Annotated in this window: 19 protein-coding genes, 2 tRNA genes and 1 other RNA gene; 14 read left to right on the forward strand and 8 right to left on the reverse strand. The window is 63.4% G+C overall.

Annotated elements, in window-relative coordinates; genetic code table 11:
* Window positions 1-38: 38 nt before the first annotated feature.
* The 5 genes from ACP8J1_RS00855 (at window position 39) to tgt (ending at window position 6,045) form a co-directional block, all read left to right on the forward strand.
* Window positions 39-239, forward strand: a complete 201-nt coding sequence (locus ACP8J1_RS00855; RefSeq protein WP_005323174.1) for a CsbD family protein — start codon at window positions 39-41, stop codon at window positions 237-239.
* Between the two features lie 90 nt (window positions 240-329).
* Window positions 330-417: transfer RNA gene (locus ACP8J1_RS00860), tRNA-Ser, on the forward strand.
* 768 nt (window positions 418-1,185) lie between these two features.
* A complete protein-coding gene (locus ACP8J1_RS00865; RefSeq protein WP_156900715.1) occupies window positions 1,186-1,665 on the forward strand; it encodes a hypothetical protein in 480 nt (159 codons plus the stop codon).
* A gap of 571 nt (window positions 1,666-2,236) precedes the next feature.
* On the forward strand, window positions 2,237-4,798 hold the full coding sequence (locus ACP8J1_RS00870; protein ID WP_034660249.1) for an MMPL family transporter: 2,562 nt from the start codon (window positions 2,237-2,239) through the stop codon (window positions 4,796-4,798).
* A 2-nt stretch (window positions 4,799-4,800) separates the two neighbouring features.
* Window positions 4,801-6,045 (forward strand): tRNA guanosine(34) transglycosylase Tgt, encoded by a 1,245-nt coding sequence (tgt, locus tag ACP8J1_RS00875; protein ID WP_486696833.1) that lies wholly within the window; start codon window positions 4,801-4,803, stop codon window positions 6,043-6,045.
* Here tgt and ACP8J1_RS00880 read toward each other — a convergent pair.
* On the reverse strand, window positions 6,030-6,704 hold the full coding sequence (locus tag ACP8J1_RS00880; RefSeq protein WP_369707467.1) for a queuosine precursor transporter: 675 nt from the start codon (window positions 6,702-6,704) through the stop codon (window positions 6,030-6,032). The two genes, tgt and ACP8J1_RS00880, sit on opposite strands and share 16 nt — an antisense overlap.
* Before the next feature lie 33 nt (window positions 6,705-6,737).
* Between ACP8J1_RS00880 and gluQRS the strand changes: the two genes are divergently transcribed.
* Genes gluQRS through ACP8J1_RS00895 form a run of 3 tightly spaced genes read left to right on the forward strand, consistent with a single transcriptional unit; the run spans window position 6,738 to window position 9,569 of the window.
* Entirely contained in the window at window positions 6,738-7,631 is an 894-nt protein-coding gene (gluQRS, locus tag ACP8J1_RS00885) for a tRNA glutamyl-Q(34) synthetase GluQRS (RefSeq protein ID WP_023020380.1), read from the forward strand.
* 11 nt (window positions 7,632-7,642) lie between these two features.
* The gene (locus tag ACP8J1_RS00890; protein ID WP_023020381.1) at window positions 7,643-9,223 is read left to right on the forward strand and encodes a cation:proton antiporter; all 1,581 of its coding nucleotides are present in this window, start codon (window positions 7,643-7,645) and stop codon (window positions 9,221-9,223) included.
* A gap of 10 nt (window positions 9,224-9,233) precedes the next feature.
* Window positions 9,234-9,569, forward strand: a complete 336-nt coding sequence (locus ACP8J1_RS00895; RefSeq protein WP_023020382.1) for a hypothetical protein — start codon at window positions 9,234-9,236, stop codon at window positions 9,567-9,569.
* A 67-nt stretch (window positions 9,570-9,636) separates the two neighbouring features.
* Here the strand turns inward: ACP8J1_RS00895 and ACP8J1_RS00900 are convergent, their stop codons facing one another.
* Window positions 9,637-10,815 carry an IS256-like element IS1249 family transposase gene (locus ACP8J1_RS00900; RefSeq protein ID WP_005323424.1) on the reverse strand — a complete coding sequence of 393 codons (1,179 nt, stop codon included), beginning with the start codon at window positions 10,813-10,815 and terminating at the stop codon, window positions 9,637-9,639.
* Between the two features lie 237 nt (window positions 10,816-11,052).
* Window positions 11,053-11,141 (reverse strand) — tRNA-Ser (locus tag ACP8J1_RS00905).
* A gap of 179 nt (window positions 11,142-11,320) precedes the next feature.
* Here ACP8J1_RS00905 and ffs point away from each other — a divergent pair.
* From ffs to recR, 6 genes are all read left to right on the forward strand, one after another.
* Window positions 11,321-11,419: signal recognition particle sRNA small type (gene ffs / locus ACP8J1_RS00910), an RNA gene on the forward strand.
* A 60-nt stretch (window positions 11,420-11,479) separates the two neighbouring features.
* Window positions 11,480-12,751, forward strand: coding sequence for an aspartate aminotransferase type Ic (locus ACP8J1_RS00915; RefSeq protein ID WP_023020383.1), 1,272 nt, complete (start codon window positions 11,480-11,482; stop codon window positions 12,749-12,751).
* Window positions 12,714-13,295: a suppressor of fused domain protein gene (locus tag ACP8J1_RS00920; protein ID WP_023020384.1), complete on the forward strand. Its 582-nt coding sequence runs from the start codon at window positions 12,714-12,716 to the stop codon at window positions 13,293-13,295. The genes ACP8J1_RS00915 and ACP8J1_RS00920 overlap by 38 nt, the downstream gene beginning before the upstream one ends.
* 18 nt (window positions 13,296-13,313) lie before the next feature.
* Window positions 13,314-15,605 (forward strand): DNA polymerase III subunit gamma and tau, encoded by a 2,292-nt coding sequence (locus tag ACP8J1_RS00925; protein WP_034655677.1) that lies wholly within the window; start codon window positions 13,314-13,316, stop codon window positions 15,603-15,605.
* Window positions 15,606-15,667: 62 nt separating this feature from the next.
* Window positions 15,668-16,036 carry a YbaB/EbfC family nucleoid-associated protein gene (locus ACP8J1_RS00930; RefSeq protein ID WP_023020386.1) on the forward strand — a complete coding sequence of 123 codons (369 nt, stop codon included), beginning with the start codon at window positions 15,668-15,670 and terminating at the stop codon, window positions 16,034-16,036.
* 71 nt (window positions 16,037-16,107) lie between these two features.
* Window positions 16,108-16,764 carry a recombination mediator RecR gene (gene recR / locus ACP8J1_RS00935; protein ID WP_023020387.1) on the forward strand — a complete coding sequence of 219 codons (657 nt, stop codon included), beginning with the start codon at window positions 16,108-16,110 and terminating at the stop codon, window positions 16,762-16,764.
* Window positions 16,765-16,812: 48 nt separating this feature from the next.
* Here the strand turns inward: recR and ACP8J1_RS00940 are convergent, their stop codons facing one another.
* The 5 genes from ACP8J1_RS00940 to ACP8J1_RS00960 form a co-directional block, all read right to left on the reverse strand.
* On the reverse strand, window positions 16,813-17,913 hold the full coding sequence (locus ACP8J1_RS00940; RefSeq protein ID WP_023020388.1) for an HNH endonuclease signature motif containing protein: 1,101 nt from the start codon (window positions 17,911-17,913) through the stop codon (window positions 16,813-16,815).
* A gap of 109 nt (window positions 17,914-18,022) precedes the next feature.
* The gene (locus ACP8J1_RS00945; protein ID WP_023020389.1) at window positions 18,023-18,796 is read right to left on the reverse strand and encodes a type 1 glutamine amidotransferase; all 774 of its coding nucleotides are present in this window, start codon (window positions 18,794-18,796) and stop codon (window positions 18,023-18,025) included.
* A complete protein-coding gene (locus ACP8J1_RS00950; RefSeq protein ID WP_023020390.1) occupies window positions 18,789-20,066 on the reverse strand; it encodes a Mur ligase family protein in 1,278 nt (425 codons plus the stop codon). Before ACP8J1_RS00950 ends, ACP8J1_RS00945 begins: the two co-directional genes overlap by 8 nt.
* A gap of 27 nt (window positions 20,067-20,093) precedes the next feature.
* Window positions 20,094-21,494, reverse strand: a complete 1,401-nt coding sequence (locus ACP8J1_RS00955; protein WP_023020391.1) for a DNA polymerase III subunit epsilon — start codon at window positions 21,492-21,494, stop codon at window positions 20,094-20,096.
* A 51-nt stretch (window positions 21,495-21,545) separates the two neighbouring features.
* Window positions 21,546-23,696: a hypothetical protein gene (locus ACP8J1_RS00960; RefSeq protein WP_023020392.1), complete on the reverse strand. Its 2,151-nt coding sequence runs from the start codon at window positions 23,694-23,696 to the stop codon at window positions 21,546-21,548.
* Window positions 23,697-23,781: the final 85 nt, after the last annotated feature.

A 23,781-nucleotide genomic window follows, 5' to 3' on the forward strand; every position in this document is an offset into this window, starting at 1 on the left:
GGTGCTCATACATTATCCGTCTACTCAAAGGAGTGATTATGGGCGATTTGGAAAACAAGAAGGATGGCCTCGTAGGCAAGGCAAAGGAAGCCTACGGCGAAGCTACCGATAACAAGGACGTAGCTAACGAGGGCAAGGCCGACCAGGTCACCTCCGAGGCTAAGGACAAGCTGTCCGACGCTGCCGAGGGTATCAAGGACAAGGCTAACGAGGTTATCGGCGGCCTGAAGGACGACTAATCCTCATCCGTATTTCTGCATATCGCTGCGCTGGCACCCCGCTGGCGCAGCGATTTTGTCGCTCGGGCGCACTCCCGTAATCTGGAACGCGGTGGCGTGTCCGAGCGGCCGAAGGTGATCGCCTCGAAAGCGATTGTTGGGTAACCCCCAACCGCGGGTTCAAATCCCGCCGCCACCGCACTTGCCATGAGTCGCGACATGTTTGACAGATGAGTCGCGACATCGTTGACAAACCGGCATCTCAGTTGCTTTTTGTTCTGGGGTGCCGGTTTCTTCGATCAGACGAACCTTTCAAGGACTCATCGTTCCGAGCAGCAGCGCCAAGTCGCCGCAACGAGCACTTACGATTGGCGGCCGGAGCCCACCCCTCTCAGACTCTAAAAGGTGCCTTAGGTGCTGCGTGGCCTCGCTTTGTATCGACGCCACCGGGCTGCAGTATTGATGGCGTACAGCTTTGACGATGGCCATATTGCGGTTGGGACTATTCGTAGTGTCAAACATGTCCCGACTCACCAGTCAAACATCACCCGACACGGTAAGGTATCCCTAAGCGCCAAATATGTCGCGGCTGATCTGTCAAGCATCACGACGAATCCCCCAGGCACAGACTGTCAAATATGTCATGAACTCAGACAGCGGGCACGGTGGTGGCGGGGGCGGCGTAAAGCATGTCCAAGTCGTACTCGACGCTGGTGGACATGTATGACCCGGGCGACGCGTTTCTGTACTCGGAGCTGGTGAAGGTGCATCCGCACGTGTTGGCTTGCCGGCTGTTTGCGGTCAAAAACTATGTGTTGCGCTTCACCCAACTCGCCTTTATTCTTAGCAAACCAATTAGTTCAGGCTCGTGGAGCCTAGTTGGCAATTCTTGGAGGTACTGATGACTTCTGCAATAACGTTGATCTCGCATGAAGGTGCTCAGTTCGCTTCACCGTATGGCGAAGGCATGATTCGTTTCGGTGACAGTCCTGAGCAGGTGGTAGCGGTTCTCGGGGAACCGGAGAACCACCGGAGCGAAAGCACCTTGTACTACTCCCAATCAAATATTCAGGTTCATTTCGGTGACAACGGTGTCGAATTCATTGAGACTGCCACCAACCCTGAAAAAGACGGTGTCACGGTGGAATGGGAAGGCCATAACCTCTCCCACATGAACGCGATCGAGTGCGCCGAGCTGTTGAAGGGGCTCAACGACGGGGCTCGGCTTGACGATGATCGAGCTCCAGAGGCTTATGCTTTCGAGAAACTGGGGCTTACCGTATGGCAACCGTACGCGCTTGCCGATGCTCGCGAGGAACTCGAGGAAGCGCGAGCTGGGGGCGCCGAAGGTGACGAACTTGAGTACTTTGAAGAAGAAGTCAGGATGGCAGAGTGCTTTGACGCGATCGGCCTGGGTTCTCGCGACTACATGAACGAGTACTTCTAGGCCGCATTTCTCCAGGCCCACGTCCCGCTCCATGGAGGACGGCCAACGAGAGCGTACGAAATTGTTGCCTCACCTAACGTCGAACACATGGTTCCACTGCGGGAACCCGATCTTGTGCTCGAGCGCCTCTTGTAACTCGTCAAGCGAAATGGGCGATCACAAGTCGTTGGTGTTGAGCTCGCGTCCGTACACGTGCTCGAGAACCGCAATCCGGCGATCCAACAGCAGCGAACGATGCGAACGCAGCGTGTTGATGAGCTCGTTAACAGCGACCGGGCCTGACCCCCGACGTGTTTACTTTCCGGGGGTCAGGCCCGTTGGCGCTATTCATTTGTTAACAATGTCGCGACTTCGGACACCGCCGCCACCGCACCGAGATCCCGGTCTGTTTGCGCAGGCCGGGATTTCTTTCGCCCGATCGATCCGGGATCCGGGGGAGGGGGACTGGCTGGCCGCCAGCTGTGAAAACTGGGACGCAGGTGGCTTCGCGATAGGGGATTATAGGGTGCGGCCACTACACTAGGGCGAAGTTCACCCCGTCCCCCACGTGAATGCGAAGGTACATCTACCCGTGGCTACATTGCTTTATCGTCTTGGGCGCTGGTCTTTCCTCCATAAGTGGAAGGTCATCGTGGCATGGCTGCTGCTGCTCGCCGCCGTTGGCGGTGCCGCCGCTTTGCTGATGAAACCGATGACGAGCGAGTTCTCCATCAAGGGAACCCCGTCTATCGACGCCACCTATAAGACCATGGACCTCTTCCCAGAGGGCGGCAACCCTGCCAATTCACCCTCGGTCAACGTGGTCTTCAAGGCCCCAGATGGCCAGAAGCTTTCTGATCCAGCAAACCGCGAGGCCATCGACGCCACCATCTCCTACCTCGAAGACAACCTGAAGATGGGCGATACCACGCGCTTTGGCAACCCGCTTGAGGTCTCGCCCCGTCTGCAAGATCAGGTCATCCACCAATTCACGGATATGGGGCTGCCGGAAGCATCTGCCCGCGCTGATGCGGATAACCTCGCCATGGTCAACGATGACGAGACCATTGCGTATACCACCTTCAATTTTGACGCCGAGTCGCCTTATAGCGTGGAGCAAGCAGATAAAGACACCGTCACGGAGGCGATGAATATCGCCCGCGACCGCGGCCTTACCGTCGAAGGCAATGGCGCCGGCTTTGGCGATGAGATCGCGGTCAACTCCACCTCCGAGATCATCGGGCTGGGCGTCGCTTTCCTCGTGCTCATTTTTACCTTCGGCTCGCTGGTGGCCTCGGGGATGCCATTGGTTTCCGCCGTCATTGGCGTGGGACTCGGCGCGCTGGGCATGTTTATTGCCACCCACTGGATTGAGCTCAATAATATGACCCCGGTTCTGGCCATCATGATCGGCCTGGCTGTGGGCATCGACTATGCGCTGTTTATTCTTTCGCGCTACCGCGCCGAGCGCCGCCGCATGGATGGGCCCGATGCCGCAGGCATGGCGGTGGGTACGGCCGGCTCCTCCGTGGTCTTTGCCGGCGCGACGGTCTTTACCGCGCTCTTCGCGCTCATCATTGCGCGCATTGGCTTCCTCACAGCCATGGGCTTGGCCGCCGCCGGCACCGTCGCGATCGCCGTCTTGGTCTCGCTCACGCTCATCCCTGCGATGCTGGGCTTGCTGGGCGATAAGGCCTTCCATGGCCGAATCCCCGGCGTGGCCGGCAACCCGACCCGCAAGGGCAAGCGCCGCCGCGGGCCCACCATGGGCAACCGGTGGGTGCGTTTAGTCCAGAAGGTGCCCGGCCTGGCTATGGCGCTGGTCGTGCTCTCCTTGGGGGCTATGACCGCGCCGGTACTCCAGATGGAGCTTGCCCTTCCGGCCGATACCACGTCGAACCCCGATACCACCCAGCGCAAGGCCGCCGACATCATGTCCGAGGGCTTTGGCCCCGGCGTCAACGGTCCTTTCCTCGCCGTGGTCGATGCCCACACGGTCAACGCGGAATCCGGCGCCTTGGCCCCGCTTGTCGACGCCCAGTCCCAACCCGAACCAGCCCCCGCTCCCGAGCAGGATGCGGCCGAGAATGCTGCCCCCGAAGAGGAGATGCCTGAGCAGCCGCAGGGGGACCAGCCCGCAGCCGAGCCGGAGATCGCCCCGGCCGCTGAGGTGGTAGACACCTCCGCAGATGCGGCCGACGCTGCCTCCCCAGAGGACAAGGCCGCGCTTGCGTCCTTCCTCTACACCGCGGATCAGCTCAAGGGCTTGGGCGGGGTGAAGCACGCGCAGATTGTCGGCCTGAGCCAGGACAAGCGCGCCGCACAGATCATGGTTACCCCTGAAACCGCGCCCACGGACGCTGCAACGGTGAACGTCGCGCACGCGCTGCGCTCGGCCACCGGCGAGATCGAGGACGCCACCGGTACCGACATTGGCCTGACTGGCCTAACGGCCGTGCAGCTCGATATCACCGAGCGCCTCGAGGAAGCCATGGTGCCGTACCTGGCCATCGTCGTGGGTCTGGCCATTGTGCTGCTGCTGTTGGTCTTCCGCTCCATCTTGGTGCCGCTGGTTGCGGGCTTGGGCTTCCTGTTGTCCGTCGGCGGCGCCTTCGGCCTGACCGTCCTGGTCTGGCAGGAAGGCCTGTGGAACCTGGTGCCCGCGCCGGGCCCGCTGATTTCCTTCATGCCCATCTTCCTCATCGGCGTGACCTTTGGCCTCGCGATGGACTACCAGGTCTTCCTGGTCACCCGCATGCGCGAGCACATTTCTCGCCACCCGGAGGGCACCGGCGGGCGTTATAGCGCCGTCGACGAGGCCACCATCACCGGCTTTACCCAAGGCGCCCGCGTGGTAACGGCCGCAGCCATCATTATGATTTCGGTCTTCGTGGCGTTTATTAACCAGCCGCTGCCATTTATCCAGATCTTCGGCTTTGCCTTGGCCGCCGGCGTGCTTTTCGACGCCTTCTTTATCCGCATGACCCTCGTCCCCGCCACCATGTTCCTTATGGGCCGCGCGACGTGGTGGATGCCAAAGTGGCTGGCCAAGATTCTGCCCACCCTGGACATCGAAGGCACCGCCCTGGAAGAAGAATGGGAAGCTAAACACGCCACCCCAGCCCCTATCCCTGCAGACAAGGAAGAAGAATAGAAATGGACTTGAGCTTCGACATCGGCAAGCGCCTGCCCGAAGGTCCCGGCAAGCACGGCCGCAGCGGTGTCATCCACACCCCACACGGCGATATTCAGACCCCGGCCTTCATCCCGGTGGCCACTAAAGCCACGGTAAAGACCCTGACTCCGGAGCAGATTCGCTCCACCGGCGCGCAAGCCATTTTGTCGAATGCGTACCACCTTTACCTGCAGCCAGGCCACGACATCGTGGACGAGGCCGGCGGAGTGGCCGAGTTTGAAAACTGGCACGGCCCGAACTACACCGACTCCGGCGGCTTCCAGGTGATGTCGCTGGGCGTAGGTTTCAAGAAGGTCCTCGCGATGGATATCGCGGAACTTAGCGATAAGGACATCCGCGCGGCAAAGAAGGAGCGCATGGCGCAGGTGGACGAGGACGGCGTGGATTTCAAATCCGTTATCGACGGCTCCAAGCACCGCTTCACCCCCGAGAAGTCCATGCAGATTCAGCACGGGCTGGGCGCAGACATCATGTTCGCCTTCGATGAGCTGACCACGCTCGTTGATACGCGCACCTACCAGGAAGAATCCGTCGCGCGCACGCACCGCTGGGCTAAGCGCTGCCTGGATGAGCACGATCGCCTCACTCGCGAGCGCACCCATCGGCCGAAGCAGTCCTTGTGGGGCGTCGTTCAGGGCGCGCAGTATGAGGACCTGCGCCGCCAGGCCACCCGTGGCCTGCTCGACCTCGACTACGCCGCCCGCGAGGAAGGCAAGCGCGGCTTTGGCGGTTTTGGCATCGGCGGTGCGCTAGAGAAGGAAAACCTGGGCACCATCGTTGGCTGGGTCTGCGATGAGCTACCCGAGGACAAGCCGCGCCACCTGCTCGGCATCTCCGAGCCGGACGATATTTTCACCGCCGTCGAGGCCGGTGCCGATACCTTCGACTGCGTGGCGCCGACCCGCTTGGCGCGTCGCGGCGGCGTTTACACCCTCGACGGCCGCATGAACCTCACCAATGCGCGCTTTAAGCGCGATTTCGCTGGGGTCGACGAGGAATTCGGCGGCTACGTATCTGAGAATTACTCCCGCGCCTACCTGCACCACTTGCTCAAGGCGAAGGAATTCCTCGCAGGCACGCTGTGCACCATCCACAACGTGGAGTTCATGATTCGCCTGGTGGATAATATCCGCGCCGCCATCGACGGCGGCTACTACGAGGCCTACCGCGATGAATTCCTCGGCCGCTACTACGCCGGCAAGTAGTCCTCGCGCTTTTTAACCCACGAGATAACCATGGCCGTCACCGGCAGCATGACGGCCTCCATCAGGGTCTTCCACACGAACCCCACGATGACGTAGTTGATGAAACCACCCACCGTATCCACGCCGATTACCGGCGCGGCGATGGCGCAAAACAGCAGCGTATCGCCGAATTCGCCCACCACGGTAGAGGCGATAAGGCGCGCGAAAAGCCCCTTTTCGCCCGAGCGCTTCTTCATCGCAGTCAGCGTCCAGGCATTGAGTAGCTGGCCCACGAGATAGCCGGCTAGCGAGGCGGCCAGAATCTGCGGCATCAGGCCAAGCGTGGCCGCGAAGGCCTCCTGGCCCTCATAGAAATCGGCCGCCGGCAGCCAAATGGCGATATAGAAGCACACGGCCGCCAAGATGGCCATCGCGAAGCCGATATAGACCGCGCGGCGCGTGGATTTAAAGCCATAGCACTCGGAGAGCACGTCGCCGACGATATAGGCCAGCGGGAATAGAAAGAAGGCACCGTCGGTCACCAGCGGGCCGAGCTGGACGCCCTTGGTGGCGTTGATATTGGAAATCAGGAAGGTCACCACAAACACGGTGACCAGCCAAGGGTAGAGAGTAGAGCGGACGGGAATGAAGCGCACTTCAGCGCCGTTCGTTTTTTCCATGCCCGCCATTGTGCCAGCCCGTAGACTGTGGGCATGAATTCTGCGACCACCGGCGCCGGCCGCTACGCGCCGAGCCCCTCGGGGGATCTGCACTTCGGCAACCTCCGCACGGCGCTTCTGGCGTGGCTTTTTGCCCGCTCGACGGGGCGGCGCTTTGTGGTGCGCGTGGAGGACATCGATAAGCAGCGCTCCTCCCAGGAATCGGCCGAGCGCCAGCTGGCGGACCTGCGCGCGCTCGGACTGGACTGGGACGGCGAGGTCATCTACCAGCACGATCGCGACGCTGCCTATGAGCAAGCCTTGGCCCAGCTGCCCACCTACGAATGCTATTGCTCGCGTAAGGACATTCGCGAGGCCTCCCGGGCCCCGCACGCCATCCCCGGCCAGTACCCGGGCACCTGCCGCAACCTCACCGAAGACCAGCGCGCGGCCAAGCGCGCCGAGCTGGCGGCCCAGAATCGCCAGCCCGCCCTTCGCCTGCTTGCCGACGTCCCCACTTTCACCATCCACGACGCCCTCCACGGCACCTATACCGGCGACGTCGATGACTTCATCCTGCGCCGCGGCGGCCAGGACACCGGTTGGGCGTATAACTTGGCCGTCGTCGTCGACGATGCCTTCCAGGGCATCGACCAGGTAGTCCGCGGCGATGACTTGCTCTCCTCGGCGCCGCGCCAGGCCTACCTCGCCTCATTGCTCGGTATCGAGCCGCCGGAATATATCCACGTCCCGCTCGTGCTCAATGAATCCGGTGAACGCCTAGCCAAGCGCGATGGTGCGGTGACCATGCGGGAAATGGGGGACGTGGGGGACGTCGTCAAGCAGCTGGCGGCCTCGCTGGGGTATGAAGCCGGCAGCGCCGCAGAGCTGCTCGCGCAATTCGCGCCCGACCGCTTAAGCCCTGATCCCTATATCTGGCGCGGGTAAAATCTGGGCCCATGGACGTTCTTCTGGTGCTCATTGGGCTCATGCTGCTGACCGTGTTCGTCGTCGCCATCGGTGACAAGATTGGGCTGCCGTGGCCGGCGTTGCTGACGATCATTACTGCCTGCGCCGTCTTCGTGCCGGGGCTACCCAGGTTTGAGCCGCCCACCGAGCTCATCCTGCCGATTTTCCTGCCGCCGCTGCTGTGGGCGCTGGCCCGGCGCACCTCGTGGGGCGTTATCCGTGAACAATGGGTGACTATCTTGAGCCTATCCGTGCTTTTGGTGGTCGCCACCACGTTGGCCGTTGGCTTCACGGCCTATGCCTTCCTGCCCGGTATCAGCCTGGCTGCGGCCATCCTCATCGGTGCAGCCATCGCCCCGCCGGACCCCGTCGCCGTTGACGCCGTGGCCGAGCCCGCCGGCATCCCGCGGCGCATCATCACCACCTTGCAGACCGAAGGCCTGTTTAACGATGCCGCCTCTATCGTCGCCTTCAATCTTGCCTTGACGGCCGTAACCCAAGGCGATGAGCTCTCCTTTGGCGGCGGCGTGCTGAACTTCTTCTACTCTGCATTCGTCGCGGGCGGCCTGGGGTGGATCGTCGGCCGGCTGGTGGCACTGTTTATCACCCACGTCCACGACGTCACCGCGCGCAACGCGCTGACCTGGGTGACGCCGTTTGCCGTCTACCTCATCGCGGAGGAACTCGGTGCCTCCGGCGTTATCGCCGTGGTCATCGCGGCCGTAGAACTTAATTCCCGGGCCGATATCCAGGCCGAGGACCGCCTATCCGGTCAGTCCTTCTGGGAGACCATCGAACTGCTCTTTACTGGCGTGGCCTTCGGACTCATTGGCCTGACGGTCAATACCGCCATCGGCGAAGTGGGCTCGGACCTGTGGCATTCGGTGGTCGTGGGCGTCATCTTGTCCCTCGTGGCCTTTGTTGTCCGTTTGGTGTGGATGTATGCCTATTACCGCATCAACGTCTCCCGCGGCCGCCCACGGGTTGCGCCGCTGCGCCTGCAAGAGGTACTGCTGATGACGTGGTCCGGCATGCGTGGACTTGTCACTTTGGCGCTGGTTTTGTCCATCCCGGCGGGCGTGTTTAGTTTCCACCATGAGCTCGCCGTCATCGCGTTGACGGTCTTGCTGGCCACGATGGTGGTGCCCGGCCTGCTCTTGCCGTGGTTGATGGAGCGACTCGACCTCACGGAAGCCTCCCAGATTGCCAGCGATAAGATGCGCGCTGCCGTGGTTGGCCGTGCGCGTGCGGCCAGCATCGAGGCACTGTCGAACTTCCGGCCGGATGGGCATATCGCGCCCGACGCCGAAAAGGTGGATCCGGAAATTTCCGCCAACGTTATCCAATGGCTGGAAGACCGGATTGGTGATGGCGAGGATGTTTCCGAAGACTCCCGCAAGCAACGCGCCTGGCAGTTCCGCCACGTAGCTCTGGAGGCCCGCCGGACCGCTCTGACGGCGGCACAGGAGGAGCTGCTGCGCATGCGCGGCTACCGCGCCTATAACCCGGCCATCGTGGACGAGGTGCTGGAAGAAATCGACCGCATGGTCCTAGGCACCAAGCGCCACTAGGCTGGGCGGCATGAATGCCTTCGACTATGCGCAGCTTGAGGACGCGCTGGATTACCTCTACGACTTCCTTGACCAGGACCTAGCGGACCGCGTGCGCACCGAGCGTGAATACGTTCCAGAAGGGATGGAAGGCTTGCTTGCCGACGACTCCCTCGACGACTACGTCTGGCTGTGGATCAAAGACTCAGGCCCGAACGGCTTCCGGCAGTACCTGCGCGACGGAGGCTATCCCGAGGCCGAGGTCGCCCAGGCCTTCCTCTGGGCGCGCACTGAGTGGGGCATGAACACCCCGCCGCATATTGCGTGGCTAAAAGAAGACGGCTACGAACCGCCGGTCATCGATTAGCGGCTAGCGCGGCGTCGGCTAGGGGTTAAGGGTCAAAATGTGTGTCTGGCTCGGCGTGTCGCGGGGGTTAGATTTGGCCTTTTTGAATGCCGATTGAGTGGGTGTAGTCGGTGTCGATAGCGTTGTCGTAGAGGGCTGGGCGTCCTGTTTCGTGGTCGGCTTGGTTCTCGGTTTGGGTCAGGGTGGATACTTTGGCGAGTTGGCCCTGGCCCCAGTCGGACTGCCTGGCGATTCGTACTGGATCGTCAGGCAGTTCCGTTTTTAAGTAGAGCCACCAATCCAGCATGCGGCGTTGTCGTTCGCCTGATCTGCCGCGGTGGGTTCTGGCGAGCAGTTTGAGCTGGGCGTTGATGCCGCCTTCTAAGCTGTTGGTGGTGGATTTGATCCGCTCGGGCGCAAGGACTCCTGCTGGCGGGTTGAGGTAGACAAACAGCATCTCGGACCGCCAAAGATGGTTGAGGCTGTTGTAGGCCTTGCGCACGTTGTGGTGGGTCCACACGCGGGTCCATGCACCTGTTTTGGGGTCTTTGATCATGGTTTTCTCGTTCATCCATTCCCGGTAGATCGTTGAAAACTCGTGCAGTTGCACACCCCACGCGGCGGCTTCATCCAGTGTGGTGATCCGGGTCAGTTTCAGCGCAAGTCGGTAGATGGTGCGCCCGGCATCGGTGCGTGGGTTGGTGGTGGTGTAGCGGCGGACCACGCGTTGGGCGTGGACGAGGCAGCGTTGAATTTTCGTAGTCGGCCAGCACTTTTTGATTGCGCTGTATGCGCCTTGGCCGCCGTCGATGACGGCGATGAGTGGGGCTTCGATGCGTTCAAGCAGCAGTTGGTAGTCGCGGGTGGTTTCGTGTTTGCACCAGTGCCAGGCGATCACGTGGTCGATGGTCGCCGCGACGATCAGGCAGCCACCGGCGGTGTAGGTGCCATCGAGAAATACCTGGTCGTAGATCCGCTTGTGGTGGCCGGCGGTGGGGTCAGGCACATCAACGAGCCAGCACCACTTGAAGCGCCGCTTCATGGTGGCGCGGCTAACACCGTTTCGTTTGGCTAGGTCGTCGAGTGATATTGCGGTGGTGCAATGCTCGATGAACTGGGTGAACACTGCCGCGTTGGTGATGTCGTTTCGACGTTTGACGCTGGAGGCGCCGCATTGTTTGCAGCGCCATCTGGTGGTGCCTTTGCTGGTGGTGCCGTTGCGTTTCATTTCACCGCCGCAGTGGCAGCGTGGTTGGTTCTTCGACATTGCGACACCACACCACGCCGCGCATAGCACATCACGGCTGCCACACCGAGGATTTCCCGTCGGGGGCTAGATATATGCTTCCGGAGCATATACTTTCCGGAAACCTACAGGTCAATCCGTGAAAATCCGCGATTCCGGACACACTTTTTGACCCTTAACCCTCGGCTAGCGCGGCCGAGCGCAGGTATAACAAAAATCCCGGCTCCGTTGCTATGCAGCAGGAGCCGGGATTACCTGTGGCGGAGGATGTGGGATTTGAACCCACGAGGGGCGTGAACCCCGCACGCGTTCCAGGCGTGTGACATAGGCCGCTAGTCGAATCCTCCGAGAAGAAACATTAGCAGCCGTGGCAATTATTTTACCAATCGCCAGGTCAGGGCGTGTTTTCGGGGAATTTTAACCGTAGTGTGGTGGCTAGGTATCGAGATCGGTACCCGCGAGCGGCGGAGGGCTGCGCGGCCGGAGTCCCATTTGGCTAAACCGGCGCTCGGGCGTTAAAGTATGGGGCAGGATTCCGCGTGGCGTCCATCCTCTGAACTCCCCCAGGGCAGGAATGCAGCAAGGGTCAGGAGGCTCTGGCGGGTGCGCGGGGTCCCCTTTTTGTATGGCGTGCGTTACTATTGGGGGCTAAAAGTCGCCCTATACATGGAAGGTAGACATACGCATGTCGCTTCTTACTTTGGAATCGTCCGAACTAACTGAGCTCGCCGCCCAGGTCCGTAAGGACTACGAGGACCTTAAAGCTAAGGGCCTGAAACTGGATCTGACCCGCGGCAAGCCAGCGAAGGCGCAGCTAGACCTCTCCAATGATCTCCTCGCCCTGCCAGGCCTGGGCCATTACACCGACGCTGCCGGAAACGACCTGCGTAACTACGGTAACCAAAAGGGCATCAAGGAACTGCGCGATATCTGGGGCAAGCTGACCAACATGGATCCCGAGCTGCTCGTGGCCGCAGACTCTTCCTCGCTGAACATCATGTTTGACCTGATTTCTTGGGCGTTCCTCTTCGGTACCAATGATTCCGCGCAGCCGTGGAGCAAGGAAGAAAAACTCAAGTGGATTTGCCCAGTGCCGGGCTATGACCGCCACTTTGCCATCACGGAGCAATTTGGCTTCGAGCTGGTGACGGTGCCGATGGAGGAAGACGGGCCGGATGTAGAGGCCGTCGAAAAGCTGGTGGCGGACCCGACAGTCAAGGGCATGTGGGTGGTGCCGATGTTCGCCAACCCCACCGGCGCTGTGATTTCTGAGGATAAGGCTCGTCGCCTCGCCCGTATGCAGGCCGGCGCACCGGATTTCCGCATCGTGTGGGATAACGCCTACGCCGTGCATACCTTGACTGAAGAATTCCCGGAAATCCTGCCGATTCTGGATATCGCCGCGGAAGAAGGCAACCCGAACCGCTTCTGGGCCATGTCGTCCACCTCGAAGATCACCTTCGCGGGCGCGGGAGTGGGTTTCTTCGGCACCTCGGAGGATAACCTCGAGTGGTACCTAGAGCACGCCGGTATTCGCGGCATCGGCCCGAATAAGATTAACCAGCTGGCGCACCACGAGTTCTTCGGCTCCGCAGAAGGGGTGCGCGCGGTGATGCGCCGCCACGCCGCGCTGATTAAGCCGAAGTTCGATGCGGTGCTGCGCATCCTGGAAAAGCGCCTGGGCGAGTACGAGGTGGCGCAGTGGACCAACCCGAAGGGCGGCTACTTCATCTCCCTCGACGTTGTCGACGGCACTGCCAACCGCGTCTGGGAGCTTGCGCGCGACGCCGGCATCCTGCTTACCCAGGCTGGTTCGGCCTTCCCTTATGGCCAGGACGACAATGACCGCAATATTCGCCTCGCCCCAACCCTGCCGCCGCAGGAAGAGGTTGAGGCGGCGATGGACGGCGTCGCTACCTGTGTGCTGCTTGCCGCCGTGGAGAAGTTGGGGGCCTAAAATCAACGCCGACGAGTCTGCCCTGTGGCTGAGCGAGATTATCCCGGCTCCGCTGGAGTTCCGCTACGTCGATGAGCGCCGGCTAGGCCTCGCCGCGCTTGCCGACGCCCAATCGCTCGCCCTCACCACCACCTTCAACGCCACCGACACCGGCCTGCAGAGCCAGGACGACGGCACCGATGTGCGCTGCGAGCTGTTGACGGTGGCGCGCACCGGGCAGCCTGAGGTGGCTGCCGCCGTCAACGCCGCGGCCGATACTTTCGAAAAGGCCGACGGTCTGCTTCCGGCGCAGCCGGGCGTGATGCTGCCCTCCATCCTCGACGCGCCGGGAATTACCGTGCACCACGGACTCTTCATCGCGCCGTACCTGTGGGGCGGGCAGACCCCGCAGTTTCGCGAGGATGGCCGCCTAACTCTCATCCTGCAGCTGGTCATGCTGACAGATTCGGAATATGCGTTTGGGGTAGAAGAGGGCGTCGGCAAGCTGCAGGGGGCAGTGGCCGAGCAGGGCATTGACCTGCTGGACTGGTCGCGCGAGGGTTAGCCGGTAAACTGGCTAACCGTGGCTTTATACCGGAAATACCGTCCAGCAACGTTTGCGGAGGTCGTGGGCCAAGAGCAGGTCACCACGCCGCTATCCGCCGCCCTCGATGCAGGGCGCATCAACCACGCCTATCTCTTTTCCGGCCCGCGCGGCTGCGGCAAGACCTCCTCGGCGCGAATTATGGCCCGTTCGCTCAATTGCGAGCACGGGCCGACCTCGACGCCGTGTGGCAAGTGTGATTCCTGCGTCTCCCTGGCTCCCGGCGGCCCCGGAAACTTGGACGTGACGGAGCTTGACGCCGCCTCGCATAATGGCGTGGAAGACATGCGCGAGCTGCGCGATCGCGCCTACTATGCGCCGGCCGAATCGCGCTACCGCATCTTCATCATCGACGAGGCGCATATGATTTCGCCCTCCGGCGCTAACGCGCTGCTCAAGGTAGTGGAGGAGCCGCCGGAGCACGTCATTTTCATCTTCGCGACCACGGAGCCGGAGAAAATTATCGGCACCATTCGCTCGCGTACCCACCACTATCCCTTCCGCTTGCTGACCCCGCCGGCCATGAAGGGCTTGCTGCAGCGCACCGTCGCGGCCGAGGGCGTGCATGTCGAGGACGCCGTATACCCCATGGTCATTGAGGCGGGCGGTGGTTCCCCGCGCGATACGTTGTCCTTGCTGGACCAGCTGCTGGCCGGTGCCGGGCCCGATGGCCTGACCTATGACCTCGCCCGGCCGCTTTTGGGTGTCACCGATGTTTCGCTGCTTGACGACGCCATCGACACCCTCGCCAACCAAGACAAACCCGGCCTCTTCGCGATGGTGGACCATGTCATCGAGGCCGGCCACGACCCGCGTCGCTTCGCTATCGATTTGCTCGACCGCCTGCGCGATCTGATGATCCTGCAGGCCGTGCCCGGCGCTATCGAGGCCGGCCTCGTCTCCGCGCCCACCGACCGCGCTTCTGTGCTTACCGCCCAGGCGCAGCGTTTTTCCGGCCCGCAGCTGACCTACTTGGCATCCACGGTCAACGACCGCATCAGCGATCTCACCGGTGCGACCTCGCCGCGCTTGCTGCTGGAAATCATGTGCGCGCACCTGCTTATCGGGTCCACCGGCCCCGCGGCCACCGGCGCCACCGTCCCCGCGGCCGCACCCGGAGCGCCCGTGCCTGCCGGCCCTGCGACCCCGGGCGGTGCCGCCGCGGCAACCTCAGCTGTCGCAGGTGCCCAAGACCCCCAGTCCGCTGCGGCCGCCATTATCGCGCGCCGTCGCGCCAAGTCCCAGGAGCAGCACTCCGCTGGCTCTGAGCCCGCCCCTCAGCCGCAAACGCAAACCCAGCCCCCGGCTAAGACCGCGCAATCGTCCACCGAGCAGCAAACCCCGCAGCAACAACAGCAGCCGCAGGTAGAGCCGCAGCCGCAGTCGGAGCCGGAGCCGGAGCCGCAAGAGTCCCAGGATCCGTGGCAGCGCGAACGGCGCATACCGCAGTCGGCGCCGGCCCAGCAGGAGCGGCAGGAGCAGCGCGAGCCATTGGAGAAACCCGTACCGGCCCGCGCGGAGGAATCCGCCCAGGAAGCAACGGCGCGATCTGGGGGCCAGCCCGCTGCGGAGACGGCGTCGGAAAGAGTGTCGGAAACGGCGCAACCGCAGGCAACGCAAGAGCCGGAAGGCGACTTTGCGGAAGCCGTGAGGGAGAAATGGGTGGCGTTGAGGGGGAGCGTCGGAAAGCGGAATAAGGTAGCGGAAATTATGCTTGCCGAAGCCCGCGTGCTTGGCTTCCGCGATGGCACGCTAACGCTGGGACACACCACCGGTGCCCTTGCCGAGCGAATCAATGCGCCCGCCAATAACGCCGTTATCGTGGAGGTACTCAAGGAGGAGTTCCAGCGCGATGTGGCCGTGACCTGCGTGGTAGGCACTGACCCGAAGACCGCCGGTTTCAATGCCCCACGGCCGGCGCAGCGTAAGGAGGCGTGGACACCGAATCAGCCCGCGCGCGAGCCTGCCGACGACCAGGAGGCGGAGAGTAAGCAGGAAAACACGCCGGGCTGGCGCTCGCGCATCGCACGGGCGACGCAGGCCGCCAAGCAGCGCGATGAATCGCAGTTCAGCAACGGCGTGCCGCTGCCGCCCGAACCCGAGCCGGAGCCCGATGAGGTACCGCCCGAGGAACCGCCGGCCTATACCCGCGATGACGAAGAACGCGACATGATGGAGGCCGCGCAGTCCACCGGTGAAATGGATCATCGCAGCGCTACCGAGGTAGCTATGGAATTGTTGGAGCGGGAACTAGGCGCGCGGCGTGCCTAGGCGGCGAGCACGGTACACTCGGGCGGTAGCGAAATTTAAAGTTGATTTAGAAAGGAAACACCATGGCTGACCAAGACCCAATGCAGCAGGCAAATGACATGAACGACCTCATCGCGCAGGCCGCGCAGGTGCAGGCGGATTTGCAGAAGGCGCAGGAAGAAATCCTCGCTACCAACGTCGAGGGCCAGGCAGGCAATGGCCTGGTCAAGGTGACCATGACTGGCGGCGCCGAGCTCGTGGACTTGCAGATTGATAAGTCCATCGTGGATCCAGAGGACGTCGATACGCTGCAGGACCTGGTTATGGGTGCGTTCAAGGAGGCCCACGCTGCGGCCGGACGCCTGGCACAGGAAAAGATTGGCCCGCTGTCCCAGGGCATGGGTGGCCAGGGCGGCCCGTCTTTTGAGGATGTCTTCGGCGGCAACCAGTAGTCCGCGCGATACGATATAAGGCCGTTGCCCCGGGGTGGGGCGGCGGCTTTTGCCGATTTTGGGAGTAATTGATGTTTGAAGGACCTCTGCAAGACCTCATCGACGAGTTTTCGCGCCTGCCGGGAATCGGCCCGAAGTCGGCGCAGCGCATCGCGTTTCACGTTTTGCACATGGAACCCGAGGACATCGAGCGGCTGCAAAACGCGCTGGGCGCGGTGCGCGACGGCGTGACCTTCTGCCGCATTTGCTGCAATATTTCGCGTGAGGATGTCTGCCGCATCTGCATTAACTCGCAGCGCGACGCCTCTACTATCTGCGTGGTCGAGGAGCCTAAGGATATCCAGGTTATTGAGCGCACCGGCGAGTATGAGGGCCGCTATCACGTTTTGGGCGGCGCGTTGGACCCGCTGGCGAATGTGGGTCCGCGTGATTTGAATATCTCCACACTGCTGCAGCGCCTAGGCGGCGTGTTGCCGGACCGAGAGCTTGCAGACTCCACCCCCGAAACCCCGCTTTACGACGCCACCCCCACCATCCACGAAGTCATCCTCGCCACCGACCCCAATACGGAGGGCGAGGCGACCGCCGCATACCTGGTGCGCTTGCTGCGCGACTTCCCTGATTTGAAGATCACCAGGTTGGCCTCCGGCATGCCGCTCGGAGGCGATTTGGAGTTTGTGGACGAGCTCACCTTGTCTCGCGCGCTTTCCGGCCGCCTGACCATATAGCACGTTGAGCGCCCCGGCCAGTACTGGGCGAATGCGGAGCTACAGCGGCTAGGGAACGGCGGCCGTAGGCCCGGTGCGCGCGCGACCGGTAAATACCGGCGGGCCATGCGCCTCCTTTGTCGTCGTGCTGCATCTGCTGCTGCGCCCGCTGCGCCTGTTGTCGGGTTCGTTGCTGTGCCCTATGTGTGTATGCCTGTCCTGGCTAGCGGGCGGGAGCCAGGCGATCCGGCCCCGAATGCGCGCCATCCGGCCGCGGCCCGGCAGCCCGTTGATGGAGTTGTGGTACGGGCACAATAGCGTCATGTTCTCAGGATGGGTGTGGCCGCCGCGGGAGTATTCGATGAGGTGGTGGGCTTGGCATTCGGAGGCGGGGCGTCGGCAAGCGGGCCAGGCGCAGCGGGCGCCTTCGGCCTCGAGCATGCGGCGTTGCTTGGCGGAGGCCTGCCGGGTGCGGTAGAGGTTGACCGGGCCGCGCTCGGGATGGATGAGCGTGAAGAGTCCCGCGCCGGCTAGGGTGCGGCGGACTAGTTCGGCGCCGGTGATAGTGGCGCCGTTGGTCATAGCGAGGCGGATATCATCGCCGTTTCCGGCGAGGATTTTCAGGTAATCCGGCAGCTCGATGATGACATTGGTAGTCACGGTAGCGGGCGCGGCGGCGCGGGAGCCGTTAAACCAGGCTAGCGGGTCGGATTTAGCAGCGGCCCAGATATCGGCCATTTGTGCGGCGGGGCCGGTGAAACTCAGGGTGGTTTTCTCGCCGTGCATAATCCGGCGTCCGCCGTCTTCGCGCTCGGGCGGAGGGTTGAGTTCGCGCAGCAGACGGGTAGCCGCGCGCGAGACGTGCGCGGTGGTGCCGGCGGTGGCGCAGAGCTGCTCGCGGAATTGCCAGCGCTTGGTGGGGTCGCTAATGCTGCGCGAGCGACGGGCGATGAGCGCGAGGGTCTCTAGGCAGTGGTGATTGCGGCGCGCGGCGGCCAGCGCGCGGGCTTGGTAGCGCGAATGGCTGGTGGGCGAGAGAAAGGCCGCGGCGGTCCGGCGCAGGGTGCGCGCTTGGTCCGCGGGCAGGGGCAGGCTGGAGGCGGCGTGGGCCTCTTCGAGAAGATCCACGCCGCGCTTAGCGATGTCGCCCAGCTGCTCCAATAACGTCATGCCCCGCAGCCTATTGGCGTGGGATGCGCGGCTACAAGGGGCAGCGGCCGGGCCTGTGGATAACTCGGGGGTTTAGGGCCGTCCGGTGAAGTTATCCACAGGCTTGGGCCTATCTTTGGGAGCGCGGGGGCTCGGAGGCGTTGAAACGTTCGACGCGCAGGCGGTCAACGGCCGGAATTTCAAGCGGCTCAAGATCCGCGAGGGTCACGCCCATCGCCTGGGCGAGGAGGAGATCGGCCAGCTGCGGGTTTCGGGCCAGCGCCGGGCCGTGCATATAGGTGGCGATGACGCTGCCTTGGACGGCGCCTTCGTAGGTGCGCTGGGTGGAGCCATCGGCAAGGTCGGCGGTGGCGGCCTGGTCTGCATTGCCATTGCCACGGGTGAGCGTGCCGAGGGGCTGCGCGGAGGGGCCAAGGATGGTGGCGCCTAGGTGGTTCTCAAAGCCCGTGAGCGGCTCGGTGAGGCCCGCGGTAACGCCAGCGCGGGTGGGTTTGGAAGCCACCTCGCCGATGGCACGGTCCTGCATGCCGGCCGTGGTGGCATCGAGCAGGCCGACGCCGTCGATGATGCGGCCGGAGGCGCGGAAGGACTCACCCAGGACCTGCAGGCCAGCACAAATGGCAAAGACCGGGCGGCCGGCGTTGGCGGCGCGGCTCAGGCCACCATCGGAAATCAGGTGGTCCGCGGCCAGGATCTGCGCGGTATCTTCGCCGCCGCCGAGGGTGTAGATATCCAGCGTTTCGGGCACGGGCTCGCCTAAGCGGATGGGGTGAATCTCCGCTTCGAAGCCGCGCATGCGGGCGCGCTGGCGCAGGACGAGGGCGTTGCCGTCGTCGCCGTAGGTACCGAGGACGTCGGGAAGCACTAGGCCGATATTAAGCATTGGTGGCCTCCTTGGAAAGCGCCTTCTTCAAATCGCGGAAGGCGGTGTAGTTGGCGAGGACCTCGATGCGACCCTCCGGGCAGGCGGCGAGCGCATCGAGCGGATCCGGAATGAGCTCGTGGGAGATATCGGCGTAGACCAGGCGCACCGCCAGGTCGGTGCCGCGCTCGCCGGCGGCCTTCACGCTGAGGCCATTGAAACCTTCGAACTTCACGTCCCACAGCCAGGACATGTCGATGCCATCGGCCACCTGGCCGTTGGTGGCGATGACCAAGCCATCGGCGCTGCGGTCCACCATGGACAGCGCTTCTTGCCAGCCGGCCGGGTTCTTGGCCAGCAGGAGCCGAATCTCGCGGCCGCGCCAGTGGATGGTGGAGTAGCGGCCGGCGACATCGTCGATGCTTTCGGCGGCCGCAATGGCTTTGTCGAGGTCCACGCCGAAGCCGGCGACGGCGGCAGCGATGGCCTGGGCCGCGTTGCCCCGGTTAGCACGGCCAGGCAGTGCCAGGTTCAACGGGCGTTTAGCGGTGGGGGTGATAATGCCCCGCTTATCGACGCCCCAGGTAGGCTGCGGCCGGCGGAATTCGCGGCCGTCGGCAAGCGGCTTAACGGCATACCAGTCATCCTCGGTGCGCACGACGTGCCCGCCGGTGCGCGGGCAGGTCACGGAATCGCCGAGCCAGCCAGCGCCGGCCGAAACCCAGATAACATTCTTGGCGTCATAGGCCACGGAGGTCATCAACACGTCATCGCAGTTGGCGATGACGAGCATGTCCGGGTGGGCTTCCACAGCGCCGCGCAGAGCCCGCTCGATCTTATTAATCTCGCCCACGCGGTCGAGCTGGTCGCGGGTGAGGTTGAGCAGAACCAGCGCCTGCGGGTTGAGGTTATCGGCTACGTGGGGCACATGGAGCTCGTCCACCTCGAGTACCAGGTGGGAGGCGTCCTTGCCGGCCATGAGTGCGGAGATGATGCCGGCATCCATATTGTCACCGCCGTCGTTGGTGGCTACGGTGTGCTCGGCGCGGACTGCGGCGGCTAGCATGCGGGTGGTGGTGGACTTGCCGTTGGTGCCGGTCACTAGCACGGCCGGGCGCCCACCGCCCAGGTTGGTCATGATGGAAGGGTCAATGGCATTGGCGATTAGACCACCGATCATTCCGCCGGCGCCACGGCCGGTGGCGCGGGAAGCGGTGGTAGCCAGCTTCGCGGCGGTAGTGGCGGTGGTGGTGCGCAACTTCCTCAGCGCACCCGGGACTCTAAAACTCATGTCCCCTAGGGTAGTCGCGCGGGCGGCTTAGTCGTTCTTTTTCCCCGCCGAGCCGCCAGAATTTCGTCGGCCCCTGCCGCGACCACCGCGGCCGCCCCGGCGACGGCGGCGCTTTTGGTTCTTAGCGCCGCCTTTTTTGTTGTTGTGGGAAGAGCGTTGGGGCCGGGGCGTGGGTTTGCCGGATTCGGGTTCCGGGACGGCGTCTTCGATGCGGGTGAGGGCGTCAAGAAACGCGGTATCGGACATCAGCGGAATGCCCTTGCGGTGGGCGTGCATGGGTTTTCCCACCAAGTCAGTGGTCACGTTGCACACGACCAGCGAGGATTCGCGGGTGAGCTTCTCAGAATAATTGAGCTCCTCACGCATGAGCGCGGCGATGATGATGTCCGGGTCCTCGAGGATTTCCGGAGCGACCACGATTTCCATGCCGCGGCGCAGTTCCTTGCCCGGCTCGTATTTGCCGGGGTTGTGGTGTTGGGCGGGGGCTTCGGCAGCGTCGACTCGCACGTGGGAGCGTTGCAGTCCGAAGCGGTCGGCGCGCACGTCCTCGGGCGCATAGCTGCGCACCGTGCCACCTCGTTGCTTGCGGTAGAGCGCGATGAGCAGTTCGGTTTGTTCGCGCGAAGTCTCGGGTTCGGGCCGCTTGGCGCGCTCCACCGAGGCCTGTGGCGAAGCGTCCAAGCCGCTCTGCTTAGCGACACCCCCTAAGCGCACATCATTCGACCGCACCTGCTGCGCATAGGAGGTGCCCAAAGTATCGATGATACGAACGGGGGTGGGGACGTGTCCGACCTTCTGGCGGCGCCGGCGGCCCTTGTTGCGGCCGCGGTTGCGCGCGCGATTTTGGCGGGCGGCGGCCATCATGGCACGGCGGGCCTCGGCGACGAGAAACCCCCAGGTATAGGGGAGGTCGTGGACGATGAGTGTGCGGCCGTCAATAAGCTTGTCCAGCGATTTGAGGATCTTGCCAAAAGCTGGCGCCTGCTCAATATCGGTGGTGCTCAGCCCGTGGAGGTGGCGCGGCCCGGCATCGGTATCGGGCTTGAGGACGGCGTGGAATTGCTGGCCCTGCTCGCTGGCGTCGTTGAACGCAATGGCGTCGATAGTAACGATGCGCCCGGTGCTGGGATGGATGCCGGTGGTCTGGATGGTCAGCGCCACATAGGGAAAGTCCGCTGCGTCGTTGGGCGAGTCGGCCTGCTGCGGCTGTTGCTGGGCCGGTGGGTGCGGTTTCGGTTTCGGCTTGGGTTTCGGGGCGTCTGGCTCACCGGAGGCACGGACCGCACGGCGGGGCTTAGTGCGGCGCTGTTCCATGCCTGGTTTGGGCGCTGTGGACCTGGCCGCGTGGCGCGAAGCTACCGTCGCGGGCGACGGCGCTGGGGCCGACGCCGACGGGTGCTGCGGGGAGGGGCCAGGTGTGTTGTTCATTAAACTCAGTGTAGTATCCCGCATTTCGTGCAGGGGGACAGGGCGCGCCGCTTAATCTTCTACAACGACGACAATGACCTTCGGCGGGGTTGTTTGTTCCTCAGGTTCTTCAGGGTGCCCCGGTGTCTCTGGCTGCTGCGGTTCAGCCGGCTCTTTCGGCTCTTCCGGCTCTGTCGGTTCTTCTGGTTCGAGCGGTACGAGGGGCTCATCCGAGCCGTCCGGCGCGCCGCGGTCTCCCGTGGGCAGTTCCGGTTCGACCTCTGGTTCTGGCTCCGGGGTGGGCACGATTTCCGAGCCGGGGATCGTCGTCGTTGGGGCAGTAGTTTCCGGCTCTGGCGTTGGCTCGAGTTCGGAACCTGGGATAGTGGTGCTTGGCACGGTGGTATCCGGTGCCGGCTCAGCCTGGGGCTCCGAGGTCAATAACGAAGATGTCGTTGTAGGCGCAGTCGGCTCCGCAGGCGTTGGCTCTGAGGACTCTGGTGCGGGCAGTGGCGTCTGCTTATCCGTCGAGGTGGTGGCGCCGTCTTCAGTTGTGGTCGTTTCAGCCGAAGTCTTTTCCGAAGTAGGCGTATTTGAAGTAGGTAGGTCGGACGGCTCGGCAGGTGCGGTAGCCTCCGTCGACGTCGTGGCCTTCGATGGTGACGTCGAAGTTGCAGAATCCGTAGATGCCGTGGTCTGCGCGGGCTCCGTGGTCTGCGTTGTCTGGGAAGGCTCGGCCGATGACGAAGACGTGGAGGTTGCAGTCGGCTCCTTCGCCGCTAGCTGCGGCGCCGGCTCAGAGCTGGAAGATGGCGCCGCGGCCGGAGTCGAAGCCGGGGTCGATTCGACGTTATTAGCCGCAGCGGCGGCGGCAGCGGCTGCGGCGGAGGCGGCGCGGGAAATTGCCTGGGAATCATGGCCCTGGTGCTCGCCACGGTGCTTGTCGTGGTGGCCGGCGGCAGGGGTCGTGGCACGGTCAGTCTGAGGGGTGTGCGTCGGCCGCGCCTGCTTAGACGGTTGGGGCGCGGGGGCGTGGCGGTGCTGCGGTGGTGTCTCAGAGGGGGCGTCGGCAAGCGGGTGCTGGGTCGGGGAATCCGCGCGGGATGGCGCGGCGACACCGCTGGTGGGGCCAGCATCGTGGATGCGGGGCGTGGCGGGGTGCGCGGGGCGCTTGGGACCAATGCCATCGAAATGGGAAGAATCGTCGGTGGAATGCGAGTGGGTGTCCGAAAGAGCTTCGTCCTCACTAAGCATGTGGGTAGCCACGGTGGTGCCGCCACCAACTAGCACGGCGACACCGGCTGCGGCCAGCAGATTCGAGGTCACGGCCCCAGAAGCGCCGGCGGCATTGGCGGCAGAGGTGATGCCAAAACCACTTGCGGAGGAGGTGCCAGCGGCAGAGATGCCGGCAGTGGGGCCGCCGGGAACGCTGGTTGCGGCCTGTGCGCGGGCTGCGGTGGCCGCGGACATGACGGCGGCGCCACCGGCGACAACGCCCAAAACTAGGCCGGCGTGGTGCCTATTGGCAGCGTTGTGCGCGTAGATGGTCAGCGCGGGGCGGTCATCGGCGTCGTAGTGGAAGTAGCCGTGGGCAATGGCGAGGCGGCCGGATTTGGTGCAGTCGAGCACGGCGGGGGCAATCTCGCGGGCGGCATCGCGCGGGAGGGAGCCTAAGAAGATGCTATTGACATAGACATCAACGGTATTTCGCCGCAGGAAACCACGGGTGCGCAAGGAGACGAGGTAGTGCTCGTCGGTGTGCGGAAAGCCAGTGACGTCTTTGGAAAACTCCGTCAATGTGGCGGCAGACTCGCCCGGCAGCATGGTCCAGCGCTGCGCCGGCGGGTTATTGGCGGGGATGCACAGGTGCGGTGCCGGCAGGAGCAGGTTGAGCGTGGGCCACTCTTCGCCGGAGGCATCTGTCATGCTCACGTGGGCGGTGGCGCGTGGGCGTAGGCCGGCGCTGAGAACCCAGTCAAAGAGTGCGTAGGCCTGGGAATCGGCGGCGCTGAGACGGCCAAGGAGAGAATCGCCGATCCACACCGCGAAGCCGTCCTGGGCGGTGCGGGGGCCGAGCTCCGCAGAGAGGTAACCGCCTTCTGCGGCGGTGGACTCGAGCAGTTCGCTGAAAACTTCTGGCGAAACATCCATGATGGGCAGATTATGGATCACGCCAAAACCGTGGTCAGGGACCACGTAGGTGGCGGAATCCAGCGAAGTCATTGGGGCCTTTCGATAGGGGGTAATAGTAACACTGTATTTTAGGCACTGCCGTGGGCCATTTCCAATTTCCCCGGCTGGTGAACAA

This window comes from Corynebacterium sp. LaCa_205 (assembly GCF_057458085.1).

Coding starts and splice junctions, on each gene's coding strand:
- ACP8J1_RS00855 (WP_005323174.1), top strand. CDS start 39: ATGGGCGATTTGGAAAACAAGAAGGATGGCCTCGTAGGCAAGGCAAAG.
- ACP8J1_RS00865 (WP_156900715.1), top strand. CDS start 1,186: ATGATTCGTTTCGGTGACAGTCCTGAGCAGGTGGTAGCGGTTCTCGGG.
- tgt (WP_486696833.1), top strand. CDS start 4,801: ATGGACTTGAGCTTCGACATCGGCAAGCGCCTGCCCGAAGGTCCCGGC.
- ACP8J1_RS00880 (WP_369707467.1), bottom strand. CDS start 6,704: ATGGAAAAAACGAACGGCGCTGAAGTGCGCTTCATTCCCGTCCGCTCT.
- gluQRS (WP_023020380.1), top strand. CDS start 6,738: ATGAATTCTGCGACCACCGGCGCCGGCCGCTACGCGCCGAGCCCCTCG.
- ACP8J1_RS00890 (WP_023020381.1), top strand. CDS start 7,643: ATGGACGTTCTTCTGGTGCTCATTGGGCTCATGCTGCTGACCGTGTTC.
- ACP8J1_RS00895 (WP_023020382.1), top strand. CDS start 9,234: ATGAATGCCTTCGACTATGCGCAGCTTGAGGACGCGCTGGATTACCTC.
- ACP8J1_RS00900 (WP_005323424.1), bottom strand. CDS start 10,815: ATGTCGAAGAACCAACCACGCTGCCACTGCGGCGGTGAAATGAAACGC.
- ACP8J1_RS00915 (WP_023020383.1), top strand. CDS start 11,480: ATGTCGCTTCTTACTTTGGAATCGTCCGAACTAACTGAGCTCGCCGCC.
- ACP8J1_RS00930 (WP_023020386.1), top strand. CDS start 15,668: ATGGCTGACCAAGACCCAATGCAGCAGGCAAATGACATGAACGACCTC.
- recR (WP_023020387.1), top strand. CDS start 16,108: ATGTTTGAAGGACCTCTGCAAGACCTCATCGACGAGTTTTCGCGCCTG.
- ACP8J1_RS00940 (WP_023020388.1), bottom strand. CDS start 17,913: ATGACGTTATTGGAGCAGCTGGGCGACATCGCTAAGCGCGGCGTGGAT.
- ACP8J1_RS00945 (WP_023020389.1), bottom strand. CDS start 18,796: ATGCTTAATATCGGCCTAGTGCTTCCCGACGTCCTCGGTACCTACGGC.
- ACP8J1_RS00950 (WP_023020390.1), bottom strand. CDS start 20,066: ATGAGTTTTAGAGTCCCGGGTGCGCTGAGGAAGTTGCGCACCACCACC.
- ACP8J1_RS00955 (WP_023020391.1), bottom strand. CDS start 21,494: ATGAACAACACACCTGGCCCCTCCCCGCAGCACCCGTCGGCGTCGGCC.
- ACP8J1_RS00960 (WP_023020392.1), bottom strand. CDS start 23,696: ATGACTTCGCTGGATTCCGCCACCTACGTGGTCCCTGACCACGGTTTT.